At 68.2% G+C, this 17,427-nt stretch carries 13 protein-coding genes and 1 riboswitch; of the genes, 11 read left to right on the top strand and 2 right to left on the bottom strand.

Features of this window, described 5'->3' with window-relative positions; all coding sequences use genetic code 11:
- Positions 1-40 precede the first annotated feature (40 nt).
- The 5 genes from BTH_RS27555 to thpR all read left to right on the top strand — a co-directional run bounded on the left by BTH_RS27555 (position 41) and on the right by thpR (position 9,657).
- Positions 41-754, top strand: a complete 714-nt coding sequence (locus tag BTH_RS27555; protein ID WP_009888488.1) for a transposase — start codon at positions 41-43, stop codon at positions 752-754.
- A 290-nt stretch (positions 755-1,044) separates the two neighbouring features.
- Positions 1,045-5,748, top strand: coding sequence for a glutamate synthase-related protein (locus BTH_RS27550; RefSeq protein WP_009888489.1), 4,704 nt, complete (start codon positions 1,045-1,047; stop codon positions 5,746-5,748).
- 94 nt (positions 5,749-5,842) lie between these two features.
- The gene (locus BTH_RS27545) at positions 5,843-7,309 is read left to right on the top strand and encodes a glutamate synthase subunit beta (RefSeq protein WP_009888490.1); all 1,467 of its coding nucleotides are present in this window, start codon (positions 5,843-5,845) and stop codon (positions 7,307-7,309) included.
- 279 nt (positions 7,310-7,588) lie between these two features.
- Positions 7,589-9,100 carry an alanine/glycine:cation symporter family protein gene (locus BTH_RS27540; protein WP_009888491.1) on the top strand — a complete coding sequence of 504 codons (1,512 nt, stop codon included), beginning with the start codon at positions 7,589-7,591 and terminating at the stop codon, positions 9,098-9,100.
- Complete coding sequence (gene thpR, locus BTH_RS27535) at positions 9,097-9,657, top strand: RNA 2',3'-cyclic phosphodiesterase (RefSeq protein ID WP_025404123.1); 561 nt, start codon at positions 9,097-9,099, stop codon at positions 9,655-9,657. The genes BTH_RS27540 and thpR overlap by 4 nt, the downstream gene beginning before the upstream one ends.
- Before the next feature lie 156 nt (positions 9,658-9,813).
- On the opposite strand, the gene BTH_RS27530 is transcribed toward thpR, so the two are convergent.
- Complete coding sequence (locus tag BTH_RS27530) at positions 9,814-10,008, bottom strand: hypothetical protein (RefSeq protein WP_009888495.1); 195 nt, start codon at positions 10,006-10,008, stop codon at positions 9,814-9,816.
- A complete protein-coding gene (locus BTH_RS27525) occupies positions 10,005-11,771 on the bottom strand; it encodes an ABC transporter ATP-binding protein/permease (protein WP_009888497.1) in 1,767 nt (588 codons plus the stop codon). Before BTH_RS27525 ends, BTH_RS27530 begins: the two co-directional genes overlap by 4 nt.
- A gap of 273 nt (positions 11,772-12,044) precedes the next feature.
- Positions 12,045-12,175, top strand: a riboswitch (TPP riboswitch).
- Between the two features lie 225 nt (positions 12,176-12,400).
- Here BTH_RS27525 and BTH_RS27520 point away from each other — a divergent pair.
- From BTH_RS27520 to mlaE, 6 genes are all read left to right on the top strand, one after another.
- Positions 12,401-13,534: an FAD-dependent oxidoreductase gene (locus BTH_RS27520; RefSeq protein WP_009888499.1), complete on the top strand. Its 1,134-nt coding sequence runs from the start codon at positions 12,401-12,403 to the stop codon at positions 13,532-13,534.
- A 54-nt stretch (positions 13,535-13,588) separates the two neighbouring features.
- Complete coding sequence (thiS, locus tag BTH_RS27515; protein ID WP_009888501.1) at positions 13,589-13,786, top strand: sulfur carrier protein ThiS; 198 nt, start codon at positions 13,589-13,591, stop codon at positions 13,784-13,786.
- 52 nt (positions 13,787-13,838) lie between these two features.
- Positions 13,839-14,654 (top strand): thiazole synthase, encoded by an 816-nt coding sequence (locus BTH_RS27510; protein WP_009888503.1) that lies wholly within the window; start codon positions 13,839-13,841, stop codon positions 14,652-14,654.
- Positions 14,651-15,745 (top strand): thiamine phosphate synthase, encoded by a 1,095-nt coding sequence (gene thiE, locus BTH_RS34085; protein ID WP_009888505.1) that lies wholly within the window; start codon positions 14,651-14,653, stop codon positions 15,743-15,745. Before BTH_RS27510 ends, thiE begins: the two co-directional genes overlap by 4 nt.
- A 99-nt stretch (positions 15,746-15,844) precedes the next feature.
- Positions 15,845-16,663: an ABC transporter ATP-binding protein gene (locus BTH_RS27500; RefSeq protein ID WP_009888506.1), complete on the top strand. Its 819-nt coding sequence runs from the start codon at positions 15,845-15,847 to the stop codon at positions 16,661-16,663.
- The gene (gene mlaE, locus BTH_RS27495; RefSeq protein ID WP_004199929.1) at positions 16,660-17,427 is read left to right on the top strand and encodes a lipid asymmetry maintenance ABC transporter permease subunit MlaE; all 768 of its coding nucleotides are present in this window, start codon (positions 16,660-16,662) and stop codon (positions 17,425-17,427) included. The genes BTH_RS27500 and mlaE overlap by 4 nt, the downstream gene beginning before the upstream one ends.

Raw genomic sequence — 17,427 nt, 5'->3', positions numbered from 1 at the left:
CCTTCGGGTATTTCCTAACGCGATCAAACGGACATTCAGCATGGCACGGCTAGCACGACTTTACGTACCTGATCAGCCGCAGCACGTGATTCTACGCGGCCTCGATCAGCAACCGGCGTTCGTCGACGACCAGGATTACGAATTATTCATCGATTGCCTGAAGGCGGCGGCGCGTGATCATCATCTGGCGGTGCATGCATACGTGCTGCTGCCGCGCCAGGTCCAGCTCCTCGTGACGCCGAGCGACGAGGCGAGCCTGCCGAAAGCGATGCAGGCCGTCGGCCGCCGCTACGTCGCGCATTTCAACCGGCGCTATTCGCGGCGCGGCACGTTGTGGGAAGGGCGCTATCGCGCGACCGTCATCGAGGGCGAACGCTACTTCCTGCTCGCGAGCCGCGTCGTCGAGATGAGCCCCGTGCGCGCGCAGCTCGTGACGAGCGCGGATGCGTACCGCTGGTCGAGCTATCGGCACCACGTCGGCCTCACCGTCGACAGCCTGATCACCGATCATCCGCTTTACTGGGCGCTCGGCAACACGCCGTTCGAGCGGCAGCGCGCGTACAAGGAGCTGTGCGAGCAGCCGCTCGACGAGCGCCAGGCCGACCAGCTTCAGCAGGCGACGCTCAAGGGCTGGGTGCTGGGCGGCGAGACTTACCGCGAATGGGCGGCGCGCACGGCGAACCGGCGCGTGTCGCCGTTGCCGCGCGGGCGGCCCCGCAAGGTTCGCGAGAGCACGCCGCCCATCCAGCGGTGAGCGTGCCGGCGGTGGGCGCGAGGCGGCATCCTCGGGTGCCGCTTGTTTTTGCCCCATTTTGATACGGCCCTAATAAATTGGCTGGATCGTGCACCAAGTTAGTAATTGGGGTTATATCATTGGGATTTATTTGCTATTCCCTTGATTCGTCGCGTATATTCCGAATTCCGGCGGTCGCAGGCTCACCCGCTCCTGCCCGGCCGGCCACGTCGCGATCCACACGAAGGGGGACGACGGGCAACAAGCAAATGGTTTCAACGGCCGCGAGGCCCCTTTCCGACGGTGTCCCCATGATCGACCACCAGCAGCCGAAGAGCGCGCTTCCCGCCGCGCAAGGTCTGTACGACCCGCAAAACGAGCACGACGCCTGCGGCGTCGGCTTCGTCGCGCACATCAAGGGCAAGAAGAGCCACGAAATCATCGAGCAGGGTCTGAAGATCCTCGAGAATCTCGATCACCGCGGCGCGGTCGGCGCCGATCCGCTGATGGGCGACGGCGCGGGCATCCTGATCCAGATTCCGGACGCGTTCTATCGCGAGGAGATGGCCAGGCAGGACGTGACGCTGCCACCCGCCGGTGAATATGGGGTCGGGATGATCTTCCTGCCGAAGGAAAGCGCGTCGCGGATCGCATGCGAGCAGGAACTCGAGCGCACGGTGAAGGCGGAAGGCCAGGTCGTGCTCGGCTGGCGCGACGTGCCGGTCGACCACGCGATGCCGATCTCGCCCGCGGTGAAGGCGAGCGAGCCCGTGATCCGCCAGATCTTCATCGGCCGCGGCAAGGACGTGATGGTGACGGACGCGCTCGAGCGCAAGCTCTACGTGATCCGCAAGACGGCGAGCCACCGGATCCAGGCGCTCAAGCTCAAGCACGGCAAGGAGTACTTCGTGCCGTCGATGTCGGCGCGCACGGTGGTCTACAAGGGCCTGCTGCTCGCGGGCCAGGTCGGCGTGTACTACCGAGATCTGCAGGACGAGCGCGTCGTATCGGCGCTCGCGCTCGTGCACCAGCGCTTCTCGACGAACACCTTCCCCGCGTGGGAGCTCGCGCACCCGTACCGGATGATCGCGCACAACGGCGAGATCAACACGGTCAAGGGCAACGTCAACTGGCTGAACGCGCGCACCGGCGCGATCGCGTCGCACGTGCTCGGCGACGATCTGCCGAAGCTCTGGCCGCTCATCTATCCCGGCCAGTCGGATACGGCGTCGTTCGACAACTGCCTCGAGCTGCTCGTGATGGCGGGCTACCCGCTCGTGCACGCGGTGATGATGATGATTCCGGAGGCGTGGGAGCAGCACACGCTGATGGACGACAACCGCCGCGCGTTCTACGAATACCACGCCGCGATGATGGAGCCGTGGGACGGCCCCGCCGCGATCGCGTTCACCGACGGCCGCCAGATCGGCGCGACGCTCGACCGCAACGGCCTGCGCCCCGCGCGCTACATCATCACCGACGACGATCTCGTGATCATGGCGTCGGAAGCGGGCGTGCTGCCGATTCCCGAATCGAAGATCGTCAAGAAGTGGCGCCTGCAGCCGGGCAAGATGTTCCTGATCGACATGGAGCACGGCCGGATCATCGACGACAAGGAACTGAAGGACAACCTCGCGAACGCGAAGCCGTACAAGAGCTGGATCGACGCGGTGCGCATCAAGCTCGACGAGATCGAGCCGGAGGCCGGGGACGTCGCCGCCGAGCGCCGCTCGGCGGCCGCGCTGCTCGATCGCCAGCAGGCGTTCGGCTACACGCAGGAGGACCTGAAGTTCCTGATGGCGCCGATGGCGCAGCAGGGCGAGGAAGCGGTCGGCTCGATGGGCAACGATTCGCCGCTCGCGGTGATGTCGAACAAGAACAAGACGCTCTACCACTACTTCAAGCAGCTGTTCGCCCAGGTCACGAACCCGCCGATCGATCCGATCCGCGAGAACATGGTGATGTCGCTCGTGTCGTTCATCGGCCCGAAGCCGAACCTGCTCGACACGAACAACATCAACCCGCCGATGCGTCTCGAAGTGTCGCAGCCCGTGCTCGACTTCAAGGACATCGCGAAGATCCGCTCGATCGATCGCTACACGGGCGGCAAGTTCAGCGCGTACGAGCTGAACATCTGCTATCCGGTCGCATGGGGCAAGGAAGGCATCGAGGCGCGCCTCGCGTCGCTGTGCGCGGAGGCGGTCGACGCGGTGAAGTCGGGCTACAACATCCTGATCGTGTCGGACCGCAAGACGGATGCCGAGAACGTGGCGATTCCGGCGCTGCTCGCGACGTCGGCGATCCACACGCACCTCGTGCAGCAGGGCCTGCGCACCAGCACGGGCCTCGTCGTCGAGACGGGCTCCGCGCGCGAGACGCACCATTTCGCGCTGCTCGCGGGCTACGGCGCGGAAGCCGTGCATCCGTATCTCGCGATGGAAACGCTCGCGAAGATGGCGCAAGGGTTGCCGGGCGACCTGTCGCCGGAGAAGGCGATCTACAACTTCACGAAGGCGGTCGGCAAGGGCCTGCAGAAGGTGATGTCGAAGATGGGCATCTCCACCTACATGTCGTACACCGGCGCGCAGATCTTCGAGGCGCTCGGCCTCGCGACCGATCTCGTCGAGAAGTACTTCAAGGGCACCGCGTCGAAGGTGGGCGGCATCGGCCTGTTCGAAGTGGCCGAGGAAGCGATTCGCCTGCATCGCGACGCGTTCGGCGACAACCCGGTCCTTGCCGACATGCTCGACGCGGGCGGCGAGTATGCGTTCCGCGTACGCGGCGAAGACCACATGTGGACGCCCGATTCGATCGCGAAGCTGCAGCATGCGACGCGCGGCAATTCGTACCAGACGTACAAGGAATACGCACACCTGATCAACGATCAGACGAAGCGCCACATGACGCTGCGCGGCCTGTTCGAGTTCAAGGTCGATCCGGCGAAGGCGATCCCGATCGACGAAGTCGAGCCGGCGAAGGAGATCGTCAAGCGCTTCGCGACGGGCGCGATGTCGCTCGGCTCGATCAGCACCGAGGCGCACACGACGCTCGCGATCGCGATGAACCGGATCGGCGGCAAGTCGAACACGGGCGAAGGCGGCGAGGACGAAAACCGCTATCGCAACGAGCTGCGCGGCATTCCGATCAAGGTCGGCGACACGTTGAAGTCGGTGATCGGCGACGAGATCGTGCGTGACATTCCGCTGAAGGAGGGCGATTCGCTGCGCTCGAAGATCAAGCAGGTCGCGTCGGGCCGCTTCGGCGTGACGGCCGAGTATCTGGCGTCGGCGGACCAGATCCAGATCAAGATGGCGCAGGGCGCGAAGCCGGGCGAAGGCGGCCAACTGCCGGGCCACAAGGTGTCCGAATACATCGGCAAGCTGCGCTACTCGGTGCCGGGCGTCGGCCTCATCTCGCCGCCGCCGCACCACGACATCTATTCGATCGAGGATCTCGCGCAACTGATCCACGACCTGAAGAACGTCAATCCGGTCGCGAGCATCTCGGTGAAGCTCGTGTCGGAGGTGGGCGTCGGCACGGTCGCGGCGGGCGTCGCGAAGGCGAAGGCCGATCACGTCGTGATCGCGGGCCACGACGGCGGCACGGGCGCTTCGCCGCTGTCGTCGGTCAAGCACGCGGGCACGCCGTGGGAGCTCGGCCTCGCCGAGACGCAGCAGACGCTCGTGCTGAACCGCCTGCGCGGGCGCATCCGCGTGCAGGCCGACGGCCAGATGAAGACGGGCCGCGACATCGTGATCGGCGCGCTGCTCGGCGCGGACGAATTCGGCTTCGCGACGGCGCCGCTCGTCGTCGAAGGCTGCATCATGATGCGCAAGTGCCATCTGAACACGTGCCCAGTCGGCGTCGCGACGCAGGACCCGGTGCTGCGCGCGAAGTTCTCGGGCCAGCCGGAGCACGTCGTCAACTACTTCTTCTTCGTCGCCGAGGAAGCGCGCGAGATCATGGCGCAGCTCGGCATCGCGAAGTTCGACGATCTCGTCGGCCGCGCCGATCTGCTCGACATGCGCCGCGGCGTCGAGCACTGGAAGGCGAAGGGCCTCGATTTCTCGCGCGTCTTCTACCAGCCGGAAGGCTGCGAAGGCATCGCGCGCCGCCACGTCGAATCGCAGGAACACGGCCTCGAGCGCGCGCTCGACCACACGCTGATCGAGAAGGCGAAGGCCGCGATCGAGAACGGCGAGCACGTGTCGTTCATCCAGCCGGTGCGCAACGTGAACCGCACGGTCGGCGCGATGCTGTCCGGCGTGATCGCGAAGAAGCACGGCCACGACGGGCTTGCCGACGACGCGGTTCACATCCAGCTGAAGGGCACGGCGGGCCAGAGTTTCGGCGCGTTCCTCGCGAAGGGCGTGACGCTCGACCTCGTCGGCGACGGCAACGACTACGTCGGCAAGGGCCTGTCGGGCGGCCGGATCATCATCCGTCCGACCAACGATTTCCGCGGCAAGTCCGAGGAGAACATCATCTGCGGCAACACGGTGATGTACGGCGCGCTCGAAGGCGAGGCGTTCTTCCGCGGCGTCGCGGGTGAGCGCTTCTGCGTGCGCAACTCGGGCGCGACGGCGGTCGTCGAGGGCACGGGCGATCACGGCTGCGAATACATGACGGGCGGCACGGTCGTCGTGCTCGGCGAGACGGGCCGCAACTTCGCGGCCGGGATGTCGGGCGGCGTCGCCTATGTGTACGACGCGGACGGCACGTTCGCCGCGAAGTGCAACAAGTCGATGGTCGCGCTCGATCCGGTGCTGCAGCAGGCCGAGCAGGAGCGCACGGTCGATCCCGCGCTCTGGCACGCCGGCGCGACGGACGAAGCGTTGCTCAAGGGGCTCGTCGAACGCCACTTCCAGTTCACCGGCTCGCCGCGCGCGAAGTCGCTGCTCGAAAACTGGGATGCGGCGCGCCGCCAGTTCGTGAAGGTGTTTCCGCACGAATACAAGCGCGCGCTCGGCGAGATCGGCGCGAAGAAGAAAGCGGGCGAGGTGCTCGCCGCCTGACGCAACGCGGCTCGACGACATAGCGAACGCGCCCGCCCGAACCGGCGGGCGCGGGTCCCCCTTACCCGATTCAACAGATTCAGAAGAGAACCTCATGGGCAAGATCACCGGTTTTCTGGAGTACGAGCGCCGTCACGAGGCGTACGAAGCGCCGCTCACGCGCGTGAAGCACTACAAGGAATTCGTCGCGGCGCTGACCGACGAGGACGCGAAGATCCAGGGCGCGCGCTGCATGGATTGCGGCATTCCGTTCTGCAACAACGGCTGTCCGGTCAACAACATCATTCCGGACTTCAACGATCTCGTGTATCGCCAGGACTGGCGGCAGGCGATCGACGTGCTGCACTCGACGAACAACTTCCCCGAGTTCACGGGCCGCATCTGCCCGGCGCCGTGCGAAGCGGCGTGCACGCTCGGGATCAACGACGATCCGGTCGGCATCAAGTCGATCGAGCACGCGATCATCGACAAGGCGTGGGCGCAAGGCTGGGTCGCGCCGCAGCCCGCCGCGCACAAGACGGGCAAGAAGGTCGCGGTGGTAGGCTCCGGCCCCGCGGGGCTCGCCGCCGCGCAGCAGCTCGCGCGCGCGGGCCACGACGTGACGGTGTTCGAGAAGAACGACCGGATCGGCGGGCTGCTGCGCTACGGAATTCCCGACTTCAAGCTCGAGAAGTGGCTGATCGACCGCCGGATGCGCCAGATGGAGGCCGAAGGCGTGACGTTCCGCACGAGCGTGTTCATCGGCCGCGATCCGCTGCCCGAGTCGATCGGCAACATGGCGAAGGAGACGATTTCGCCCGAGACGCTGAAGGACGAATTCGACGCGGTGGTGATCGCGGGCGGCTCGGAGACGCCGCGCGATTTGCCGGTGCCGGGGCGCGAGCTCGCCGGCATCCATTTCGCGATGGAATTCCTGCCGCAGCAGAACCGCGTGAACGCGGGCGACAAGGTGGCCGATCAACTGCTCGCGAAGGGCAAGCACGTCGTCGTGATCGGCGGCGGCGACACGGGCTCGGACTGTGTCGGCACGTCGAACCGCCACGGCGCGAAGCACATCACGCAGTTCGAACTGCTGCCGCAGCCGCCCGAGGCGGAGAACAAGCCGCTCGTGTGGCCGTACTGGCCGATCAAGCTGCGCACGTCGTCGTCGCACGAGGAAGGCTGCGAGCGCGACTGGGCGGTCGCGACGAAGCGTTTCGAGGGCAAGAACGGCAAGGTCGAGAAGCTGATCGCGGTGCGCGTCGCGTGGGTCGACGGCAAGATGCAGGAAGTGCCGAACTCCGAGTTCGAGATCAAGGCCGATCTCGTGCTGCTCGCGATGGGCTTCACGCAGCCGGTCGCGCCCGTGCTCGAGGCGTTCGGCGTCGCGAAGGACGCGCGCGGCAACGTGCGTGCGGGCACCGAGGGCGATCGTGCGTACTACACGTCGGTCGACAAGGTGTTCGCCGCGGGCGATATGCGCCGCGGCCAGTCGCTCGTCGTCTGGGCAATCCGCGAAGGCCGCCAGTGCGCGCGCTCGGTCGACGCGTACCTGATGGGCGGCTCCGAGTTGCCGCGTTGAGCGGGCGGCGTTCGCCAGAACGTCGTTTCGACGAACCGGGCGTCCCATGGGCGCCCGGTTTTTTTATGCGCGGACGCTTTGCCGCGACGCGCATCGCAAGCATCGGGCGGTTCGCGATGGCGACACACGCGCAACGTGCCGCCCAAGGCGCATCCTTTCATCTTCCTCCGCAAAAATTTCATTTTGTAAGAGTTGGGGCAACCTGTCATATCATGTCGGCCCTCGGCCGGCTATGACCGGAATCAATACATAATCCGACCCCAAATCAGGAGATGATGGATGGAAGGCTTTGTGCACACGTTGATCGACGGGATCAACGGCATTCTCTGGAATTACGTGCTGATTGCGCTGCTGCTGGGCGCCGGCGCGTGGTTCACGCTGCGCTTCAGGATGATCCAGTTGCGTGCGCTGTTTCTCAGCATGCGCCTCGTCGGCAGCAAGGGCGAACCGGGCAGCATCTCGTCGTTCCAGGCGTTCGCGACCGGGCTCGCGAGCCGCGTCGGCACGGGCAACATCGCGGGCGTTGCGGTTGCGATGACGGTGGGCGGCCCGGGCGCGATCTTCTGGATGTGGATGACGGCGCTCGTCGGGATGTCGTCCGCGTTCGTCGAGGCGACGCTCGCGCAAATCTTCAAGGTGTCGCATCATGACGGCACGTATCGCGGCGGTCCCGCCTACTACATCCAGATCGGGCTGCGCTCGCGCGGCTTCGGCGTGCTGTTCTCGCTGTCGCTGATCCTCGCGTTCGGCTTCGTGTTCAACGCGGTGCAGGCGAACGCGATCGCCGAGGCGTTCAACACGTCGTTCGGCGTGAGCCGCGCCGCGGTCGGGCTCGCGCTCGTCGCGCTGACGGCGCCGATCATCTTCGGCGGCATTCGCCGGATCGCGCACGTCGCGCAGGTGATCGTGCCCGTGATGGCGATCGGCTACCTCGCGCTCGCGGTCTACGCGGTCGCGACGCACGTAGCGCTCGTGCCGGAGATGATCGTGCTGATCGTGAAGAGCGCATTCGGCCTCGATCAGGCGGCGGGCGGCCTGACCGGATACGCGGTGAGCCAGGCGGTGTCGATCGGCGTGAAGCGCGGCCTGTTCTCGAACGAAGCCGGGATGGGCAGCGCGCCGAACGCGGCCGCGACCGCGAGCACGCGGCATCCGGTCACGCAGGGGCTGATCCAGATGCTCGGCGTGTTCGTCGACACCATCGTGATCTGCAGCGCGACCGCGTTTGTGATCCTGTTGTCGGGGCAATACGAGCCGGGCACGTCGATGGAAGGCGCGGCGCTCACGCAGCGCGCGATCTCGAGCCACGTCGGCGACTGGGGAGGCATCTACATGGCGGTGGCGATCTTCTTCCTTGCGTTTTCTTCAGTGATCGGCAACTACGCGTATGCGGAAGGCAACGTCGGATTCGTCACGAGCCGGCGCGGCGCGCTTTTCGTGTTCAGGCTCGCGGTGCTCGGGATGGTGATGTTCGGCAGCGTCGGGCAACTGCCGCTCGTGTGGGCGATGGCCGATACTAGCATGGGGCTGATGGCGCTCATCAACCTGATCGCGATCCTGATGCTCGGCAAGTATGCGCATGCCGCGTGGCGCGATTATCAGCGCCAGCGCGCGGCGGGCGTCGCCGATCCGGTGTTCACCCGCAAGACGATTCCCGCGCTCGCGAAGGTGCTTCCGGACGACGTGTGGGGCGAGCACGGGCCGCTGCCGCAGGGCGACAAGCTCGCGGCGGGGCGCGCGCCGGGTGTCGATGCGGCTCGGGCCGCGGGGCCGGTCGGCTCCGCGCGGTGACGATGGCGGGCGGCCGGTTGCGCTGCTTCGTCGCGCTGACGCTCGATCCGGCGTCGCGCGACGCGCTTGCCGCGCTGCCCGTCGCCGCCGGCGCGCGCCGCACGCGGCGCGATCAGTTGCACGTGACGATCGCGTTTCTCGGCGCGATCGAGCGGGTGAAAAGCGAGCAGCTCGGCGCGCGTCTTGCCGGGCTCGCGGCCGTCGAGGCGGTGCCGCCCGTCGACGTCGAGCGCGTCGTGTGCTGGCCGAGCACCGCGCACGCGCGGCTCGTCGTCGCCGAGCTCGCGCCGCAGCAGCAATTGCTCGCGCTCGGCGAGCGCGTGGCCGGTGCGCTCGCCGAGCTCGGCCTGCCGCCCGATAGCCGCGCGTTCAAGCCGCATGTGACGATCGCGCGATTTCCTCGCGACGCGCATCGCGTGACGATCGATGGCGCGAACGGCGCGGCGGGCCGCGAGCCGCTCGCGTTGCGCTTCGAAACGCTCACGCTCTACGAGAGCGTCCTCGCGCGCACGGGCGCCGAGCATCGGGTGCTCGCGGCGGCGGCGCTGCCGGAGTGAGCGCGGCGCGAGTCCAGCGGGCGGTGACGGGCGCGTTCGCCGCGCTCGACGCGGCCGCGGAACCACCGAGCCCGCGCGTCGCGCGATTTCCTTCCATCTTGCGCTCGATCGGCCAGTGAAGCGGCCGGCAGGGGCTGCGGCGTCTCGCGTCGGTCATCAACCGGCGCGCGCACGGCGCGCTGTCGTGCCCCGTACGTCTGCCGACCATGCGACGCGCGCGTGGCGCGCGGCTTCGTCCGCGCCACGCGCTTGCGGCATCGGCGCGATGTCGAGCGTGGCGAGCCGCGCGGCGAGCGTCGCGCCGATCCCCGCGCCCGCGATCAGCACGACGCGCTCGCGCGCGGCGCTCACGCGGCCACGCGCGCTTCGTCGCGGCGCACGTCGAGCGTCTGCTGATGAAACGACGCGACCGATTCGCGATGCGCGATGCTGACGATCGCCGCCTTCGGCAGCCGTTCGTCGAAGAGCCGGTAGAGGCGCGCCTCGTTGTCCGCGTCGAGCGCGCTCGTCGCCTCGTCGAGGAACAGATAGTCGGGCTTGTGCAGCAGCACGCGCGCGCCCGCGAGGCGCTGCTGCTCGCCGGGCGACAGGATGCGCGTCCAGTGGCCCGTCTCGCCGAGCCGCTCGACATAGTCGGCGAGACCGCACGCGCGCAACGCGTCGCGGCATGCGTCGTCGCTGAACGCGTCGACGGCCGACGGGTACGCGAGCGCCGCCTTCAGCGTGCCGATCGGCAAATAGCTCTGCTGCGGGACGAACATCATTCGCGCGGCGACGGGCGCGTCGATCGCGCCGTCGCCGAACGGCCAGAGGCCCGCGAGCGCGCGCATCAGCGTGCTCTTGCCGGAGCCGGACGGCCCGCGCACGAGCCAGCGCGAGCCGGGCTCGATCGCGACGTCGCCGATCGACGCGAGCGCCGCGCCGTTCGGCAGCGCGAGCTTCAGGCCCGATGTCGTGATCTGCTGCGCATCGACGTAGTGCAGGTTGATGCCGCCGTGCTCGGTCGCGGGCGACATCGCTTCCTTCAGATGCGACGCGCCCATCACGCGCTTGAATTCGCGCAGACGGTTGACGGTCGCGCGCCACTCGGCGAGCGTGCCGTAACTGTTGATGAACCATGAAAACGAATCGCTGACGGTGCCGAACGCGCGGCTGATCTGCATCAGCACGCCGAACGTGAACGCGCCCGCGAAGTAGCGCGGCGCGGCGACCGCGATCGGAAAGAGGCTCGCGAGTTGCGCGTAGAAGTTCAGCACGAACGTGAGCCGCTTCGTGTAGCGCATCACGCGCCACCAGTTTTCGCGGATACGCTGGAACAGGTTCTGCTCGTGCGCGGTCTCGACGGGTTCGCCGTTGTAGAACGCGATCTGCTCGGCGTTCTCGCGGATGCGGATCAGGCTGAAGCGGAAGTCCGCCTCGACGCGCTGCTGCTGGTAGTTGATCGACACGAGCGGATGGCCGAAGCGGTGCATCACGTACGAGCCCGCGATCGCGTAGACCATCGCGACCCACACCATGTAGCCGGGAATCGTGATCGCGTGGCCGCCGAGCGAGATCGTCGCCGCGCCGGCGATCGACCAGAGGATCGTCGCGAACGAGATCAGCGTGACGACCGTCGACAGCAGGTCGAGCGACAGCGACAGCGTCGTCGACGCGAGCGACTGCAAGTCGTCCGAGATCCGCTGGTCGGGGTTGTCGGCGAGCCGGTCGCGCTCGATCCGGTAGAAGTTGCGATCGCCGAGCCATTCGTTCAGGAAGCGCGTCGTGAGCCACTGCCGCCAGCGAAAGCCGAGCATCTGCCGCAGATAAAGGCCGTAGACCGCGAGGATGATGAACGCGAATGCGAGCACGGCGAACGTGATCAGCAGGCTCGGAAAGTCGCGCACGTCCTTCGATTGGAGCGCGTTGTAGAACGACGCGCTCCACGAGTTGATCCGCACGTTGATCCACACGAGCGTAAGGTTGATCGCGACGATCGTGACGAGCAATCCCCATGCGACCTTCCACTCCTCGGAAACCCAATAGGGCTTGATGAGGCTCCACGTGGATACCGGGGGCGGGGATTGCGTCGGATCGTCCGGGACGGGGGCGAGGGCTTGCGTCGATTGAGTCATGAGCTTCCTGATGTGAGGCCGGCGACGCCGAGCCAACGTGCACGCCGCGCCCGGCGCGTCCGTTCGGCGCCGCACGCGGCACGCGTGCCGCGGATTCTGGCGAGCATGCCTTAAACGGCGCTTAACGCCGGGAACGGCATCGGCCCGGCGCGCGGCGGCGATGCCGCCCGCGCGCCGGTTCCCAGCGGCATTGTGCCAGCGCCGCCGCGCGCCGGGCGAATTTGCCGCAGCGCGAGGTTTGCGGCCGTTTCCGCTTTTATGGTCTAATGACCGCCGACGAAACAGGGGTGCTTCGCGCGCCCCGGCCTGCCGGATCGGCAGGGCCGGATGCGCGGCGAGGCTGAGAGAGACCCTTCGCACCCGATCCGGGTAATACCGGCGCGGGAAGTTTCCGATCCCGCCGGGCCATGCCCGCCGCCGTCGTTTCGGCGAGCCGCGCGCATCACGGTCCCGGCCGGCCTTAGTTGCCGGTTTCGTCCTTTTGAGTGCGCAACTTCGCGCGTGGCGGAAGGTATCGATGACCGTGCAATCTTCAGTTCTTTTGCGTCGCTGCGAGCCGTCGGCCGCGGCGGCTTTCCCGGCTCCCGCTGCGAGCCGTTTCCCGGTGACGAATGCGACGGACGGATGCGATGAACATGCGTGCGTCTGAACCCGATTTCGCGGTGCTGGGCGGCGGCCTCGTCGGCCGCCTGATCGCGTGGCGCCTCGCGGGCGCGGGCCACCGCGTGTCGCTCTACGAGCGCGGCGACGCGGCGGGCTCCGGCTCGGCCGCGTGGGTCGCGGCCGCGATGCTCGCGCCGCTCGCCGAGGCCGCGAGCGCCGAGCGCTTCATCACCGATCTCGGCGTCGCGTCGTTCGATCTCTGGCCGGGCTGGCTTGCCGAGCTGCCGGAGCCCGTGTTCTTCCAGCGCAACGGCACGCTTGTCGTCTGGCATCACGCGGACCGCGCGGAAGCGCCGCTCTTCGAGCGCCGCGTGCGCGCGAACGCGGGCGCCGAACTGCTCGACGGCGGGCTCGTCGCGCTCGCGGGCGCGCAGGTCGACGCGGCCGAGCCGGCGCTCGCCGGGCGCTTCGCGCACGGCCTGCTGCTGCCGCGCGAGGGCCAGCTCGACAACCGCCAGGTGCTGCACGCGCTCGCCGCGGGCCTCGCCGAGCGCCGCGTCGACGCGCACTGGAACGTCGCCGTGGCGCCCGATGCGGCGCCTGCCGCGCGTGTGACGATCGACTGCCGCGGACTCGGCGCGAAAGCGCAGATGCCGACGCTGCGCGGAATCCGCGGCGAAGTTGCGCGCGTGCATGCGCCCGGCATCGGCCTGACGCGGCCCGTGCGGCTGCTGCATCCGCGCTATCCGCTCTATGTCGCGCCGAAGGAGAACGATCTCTACGTGATCGGCGCGACCGAGATCGAGGGCGAGGACATGTCGCCTGTCAGCGTGCGCTCGGCGCTCGAGCTGCTGAGCGCCGCGTTCTCCGTGCATCCGGCGTTCGGCGAAGCGCGTATTCTCGAACTGAATGCGCAATGCCGGCCGACGCTGCCGGACCATCGTCCGGCGCTCGTCTGGGACGGCGGCGCGACGCTCGCGGTCAACGGCCTGTACCGGCACGGCTTCATGATCGCGCCGGAAGTCGCCGATACCGCGGCCCGCTTCGCGCAGGCGCTCATCGAGCGCACCGTGAAGGACGCCGACACGTTCGCCGCTTGGCGGCGCGACGCACGCTGGCCGGCGCTGCTGCAGCACCGCGCGGCGCACGCGTCCGCATGAGCGCCCGGGACGATTCGCTCTAATCCGATCAAATCCGATCAATCGACAGTCACCATGGACATTCAGGTCAACCAGCAGACGCTCTCGCTGCCCGAAGGCGCGACGCTCGCCGACGCGCTCGCCGCATACGGCGCGCGGCCGCCGTTCGCGGTCGCGGTCAACGGCGCGTTCGTCGCGCGCACGCAGCATGCGGCGCGCGCGCTCGCCGCGGGCGACAAGCTCGACATCGTGCATCCGGTCGCGGGCGGCTGACGCGCCGGCGTACCCGCATCGTCCCCGCACCCCGTTTCCACAGGATCTTCCGATGACGCTCCTTTCCTCCGCCGATACGCTCACGCTGCACGGCCAAACCTTCGCGAGCCGCGTGCTGCTCGGCACGTCGCGCTATCCGTCGCTGCAGTCGCTGTCCGATTCGATCGCGGCCGCGCGGCCGGGGATGGTGACGGTCGCGCTGCGGCGCCAGATGAACGCCGGCGCGGCCGAGGCCGGCTTCTTCGATCTGCTCAAGCGCCACGACGTGCCGCTCTTGCCGAACACGGCGGGCTGCCAGACGATCGCCGAGGCTGTGACGACCGCGCAGATGGCGCGCGAGGTGTTCGAGACCGACTGGATCAAGCTCGAGCTGATCGGCGACGACTATACGTTGCAGCCGGACCCGGTCGGCCTGATCGAAGCGGCGGCGCTGCTGGTGAAGGACGGCTTCAAGGTGCTGCCGTACTGCACCGAGGATCTCGTGATCGCCCGGCGCCTGCTCGACGCCGGCTGCGAGGCGCTGATGCCGTGGGGCGCGCCGATCGGCACCGGCAAGGGCGTCGTGAACCCGTACGGGCTGCGCGTGCTGCGCGAGCGGCTGCCGGACGTGCCGCTCATCGTCGACGCGGGGCTTGGCGTGCCGTCGCATGCGTGCCAGGTGATGGAGTGGGGCTTCGACGGCGTGCTGCTGAACACGGCCGTATCGCAGGCGACGCATCCGGAGATCATGGCGCGCGCGTTCGCGCAGGGCGTGGACGCGGGGCGCGCCGCGTATCTCGCGGGGCCGATGGATGCCCGCGAGAGCGCGCATGCGAGCACGCCCGTCGTCGGCATGCCGTTCTGGCACCAGGACGGGAGCCACGCATGAGCGCCGCGCTGCCCGACGCGTTCTGGCCGCCCGCGGACGAACTCTCCGAGGCCGCCGAGCGGATCCGCGCGGCGCTCGGCGTGTGGCCGCGGCCCGATGCGCGCACGCGAATCTGCCTCGCGCCGCCCGAGCATCCGCGCGCGGGCGACCTGTGGGTCGCCGCCGCGGGCGACGCCGACGTGCACATCGCGCGGCTGACCGCGGCGGGCGCGCAGGCGATCGTCATCGATGACGTATCGGCGACGCTCCATACGGGCGCGGCGCGCCACGCGCTCGCTTCGCGCGCGCCGCTCGCCGACGACTGGATCGCGGCGCTCGCCGCCTTTCTCGATTGCGGCTTCGCCGCGCCCGACGCGCTCGTGCTCGCGCTCGCGTGGCGGGACGGTGACGAGGCGCGCGGCGACGATCCGTGGCCCGTCGATCCGGCGCGCTTTCCGCGCGTGCTCGGCGTGCCGGCCGCGCCCGAGCCCGCGTTCCCGCCGTGTCCGCAGCGGCTCGGCCTGTATCCGGTGCTGCCGAGCGCCGAATGGGTCGAGCGCGTGCTCGACTGCGGCGTGCGGACCGTGCAGCTGCGCGTGAAGGACGCGTCGCCCGACGCGCTGCGCGCGGAGGTCGAGCGGGCCGTCGCCGCGGGCCGCCGTCATCCGGACGCGCGCGTGTTCATCAACGATCACTGGCGGCTCGCGCTCGACGCGGGCGCGTACGGCATCCACCTCGGCCAGGAGGATCTCGAGACCGCCGAGCTTCGAGCGATCGCGCAGGCCGGCGTGCGGCTCGGCCTGTCGAGCCACGGCTATTACGAAATGCTCGTCGCGTTGCAGTTGAAGCCGAGCTATCTCGCGCTCGGCCCGGTGTTCGCGACCGCGACGAAGGCGGTCGCCGCGCCGCCGCAGGGCCTCGCGCGGCTCGCGCGCTATGCGCGCTTCGCGGGGCCGCAGGCGCCGCTCGTCGCGATCGGCGGAATCACTGTCGACACACTCGGCGCGGTGCTGGCGGCGGGCGTCGGCAGCGCGGCCGTCGTCAGCGCGATCACGGCAGCGGCCGATTACCGGGAAGCGATTGTTGCAATGCAGAAAAACTTCGGACGATAATTTGACAATCTCTGACTGGGGCGCCTGAGAAGCCTTCACGACATCATTCCGATGCAGGCCCTATAATTCGGCGTTCTGCGTATAAGGATTGTCCGCTCCGTGAGCTCCTCCTCCGAGTCCCTGCTGGCGCTTCGCGACGTCGATTTCGGCTACGGCGAGCGTCTCGTCCTGTCGAACCTGAACATGCGCTTCGCACGCGGCCAGGTGGTCGCGGTGATGGGCGGTTCAGGCTGCGGCAAGACCACCGTGCTGCGCCTGATCGGCGGGCTCGTGCGCGCACGCCGCGGCCAGGTGCTGTTCGACGGCGCCGATGTCGGCGCGCAGACGCGCGAGGGCCTCTACGCGCTGCGCCGCAAGATGGGCATGCTGTTTCAGTTCGGCGCGCTCTTCACCGACATGTCGGTGTACGACAACGTCGCGTTCGCGCTGCGCGAGCACACGGATCTGCCCGAAGAGCTGATCCGCGATCTCGTGCTGATGAAGCTCAACGCGGTCGGCCTGCGCGGCGCGCGCGAGCTGATGCCGTCCGAGGTGTCGGGCGGGATGGCGCGGCGCATCGCGCTCGCGCGGGCGATCGCGCTCGACCCGCAGCTCATCATGTACGACGAGCCGTTCGCGGGCCTCGACCCTATTTCGCTCGGCATCACCGCAAACCTGATCCGCACGCTGAACCATGCGCTCGGCGCGACGTCGATCCTCGTCACGCACGACGTGCCGGAATCGTTCGCGATCGCGGATTACGTGTACTTCCTCGCGAACGGCGGCGTGCTGGCCGAGGGCACGCCCGACGAGCTGCGTGCGTCGACCGATCCGAGCGTGCGCCAGTTCATCGACGGCGCGCCGGACGGCCCGTTCAAATTTCACTACATGAGCCAGCCGCTCGCGGCGGACTTCGGACTTGGCGGAGGGCGCAGATGATCAGCGCGATCGGGCGTTTCGTGATCGGCGGACTCGAGCGCACGGGCTATGCGACCCGGATGTTCGTGCGCGTCGTGCTCGAATTCTTTTCACTGTTGCGGCGGCCACGGCTCGTCACGAAGCAGATCCACTTCCTCGGCAATTATTCGTTCGTGATCATTGCCGTGTCGGGCCTGTTCGTCGGCTTCGTGCTCGGCCTGCAGGGCTACTACACGCTGAACCGCTACGGCTCCGAGCAGGCGCTGGGCCTGCTCGTCGCGCTGTCGCTCGTGCGCGAGCTCGGCCCCGTCGTGTCGGCGCTGCTGTTCGCGGGCCGCGCGGGCACGTCGCTCACGGCCGAGATCGGCCTGATGAAGGCGGGCGAGCAACTGACCGCGCTCGAGATGATGGCGGTCGATCCGCTGAAGAACGTGATCGCGCCGCGGATGTGGGCGGGCGTCATCGCGATGCCGCTGCTCGCGGCGATCTTCAGCGCGGTCGGCGTGCTCGGCGGCTACGTCGTCGGCGTGCTCCTGATCGGCGTCGATCCCGGCGCGTTCTGGTCGCAGATGCAAGGCGGCGTCGAAGTGTGGGCCGACGTCGGCAACGGCGTGATCAAGAGCGTCGTGTTCGGCTTCGCCGTCACGTTTATCGCGCTGTTTCAGGGTTACGAAGCGAAGCCGACGCCCGAGGGCGTGTCGCACGCGACGACCAAGACAGTCGTGTACGCGTCGCTTGCCGTGCTCGGCCTCGATTTCCTGCTGACCGCGTTGATGTTCAGCTAA

This window comes from Burkholderia thailandensis E264 (genome assembly GCF_000012365.1).
Classification (GTDB): Bacteria; Pseudomonadota; Gammaproteobacteria; order Burkholderiales; family Burkholderiaceae; genus Burkholderia; species Burkholderia thailandensis.
The sequence above is the reverse complement of the archived record's forward strand: the minus strand, read 5'-3'. Positions and strand labels throughout refer to the sequence as shown.

Excerpts from the sequence above, each read along its gene's own strand:
- BTH_RS27555 (WP_009888488.1), top strand. The coding sequence starts at position 41 with ATGGCACGGCTAGCACGACTTTACGTACCTGATCAGCCGCAGCACGTG.
- BTH_RS27550 (WP_009888489.1), top strand. The coding sequence starts at position 1,045 with ATGATCGACCACCAGCAGCCGAAGAGCGCGCTTCCCGCCGCGCAAGGT.
- BTH_RS27545 (WP_009888490.1), top strand. The coding sequence starts at position 5,843 with ATGGGCAAGATCACCGGTTTTCTGGAGTACGAGCGCCGTCACGAGGCG.
- BTH_RS27540 (WP_009888491.1), top strand. The coding sequence starts at position 7,589 with ATGGAAGGCTTTGTGCACACGTTGATCGACGGGATCAACGGCATTCTC.
- BTH_RS27525 (WP_009888497.1), bottom strand. The coding sequence starts at position 11,771 with ATGACTCAATCGACGCAAGCCCTCGCCCCCGTCCCGGACGATCCGACG.
- BTH_RS27520 (WP_009888499.1), top strand. The coding sequence starts at position 12,401 with ATGAACATGCGTGCGTCTGAACCCGATTTCGCGGTGCTGGGCGGCGGC.
- thiS (WP_009888501.1), top strand. The coding sequence starts at position 13,589 with ATGGACATTCAGGTCAACCAGCAGACGCTCTCGCTGCCCGAAGGCGCG.
- BTH_RS27510 (WP_009888503.1), top strand. The coding sequence starts at position 13,839 with ATGACGCTCCTTTCCTCCGCCGATACGCTCACGCTGCACGGCCAAACC.
- thiE (WP_009888505.1), top strand. The coding sequence starts at position 14,651 with ATGAGCGCCGCGCTGCCCGACGCGTTCTGGCCGCCCGCGGACGAACTC.
- mlaE (WP_004199929.1), top strand. The coding sequence starts at position 16,660 with ATGATCAGCGCGATCGGGCGTTTCGTGATCGGCGGACTCGAGCGCACG.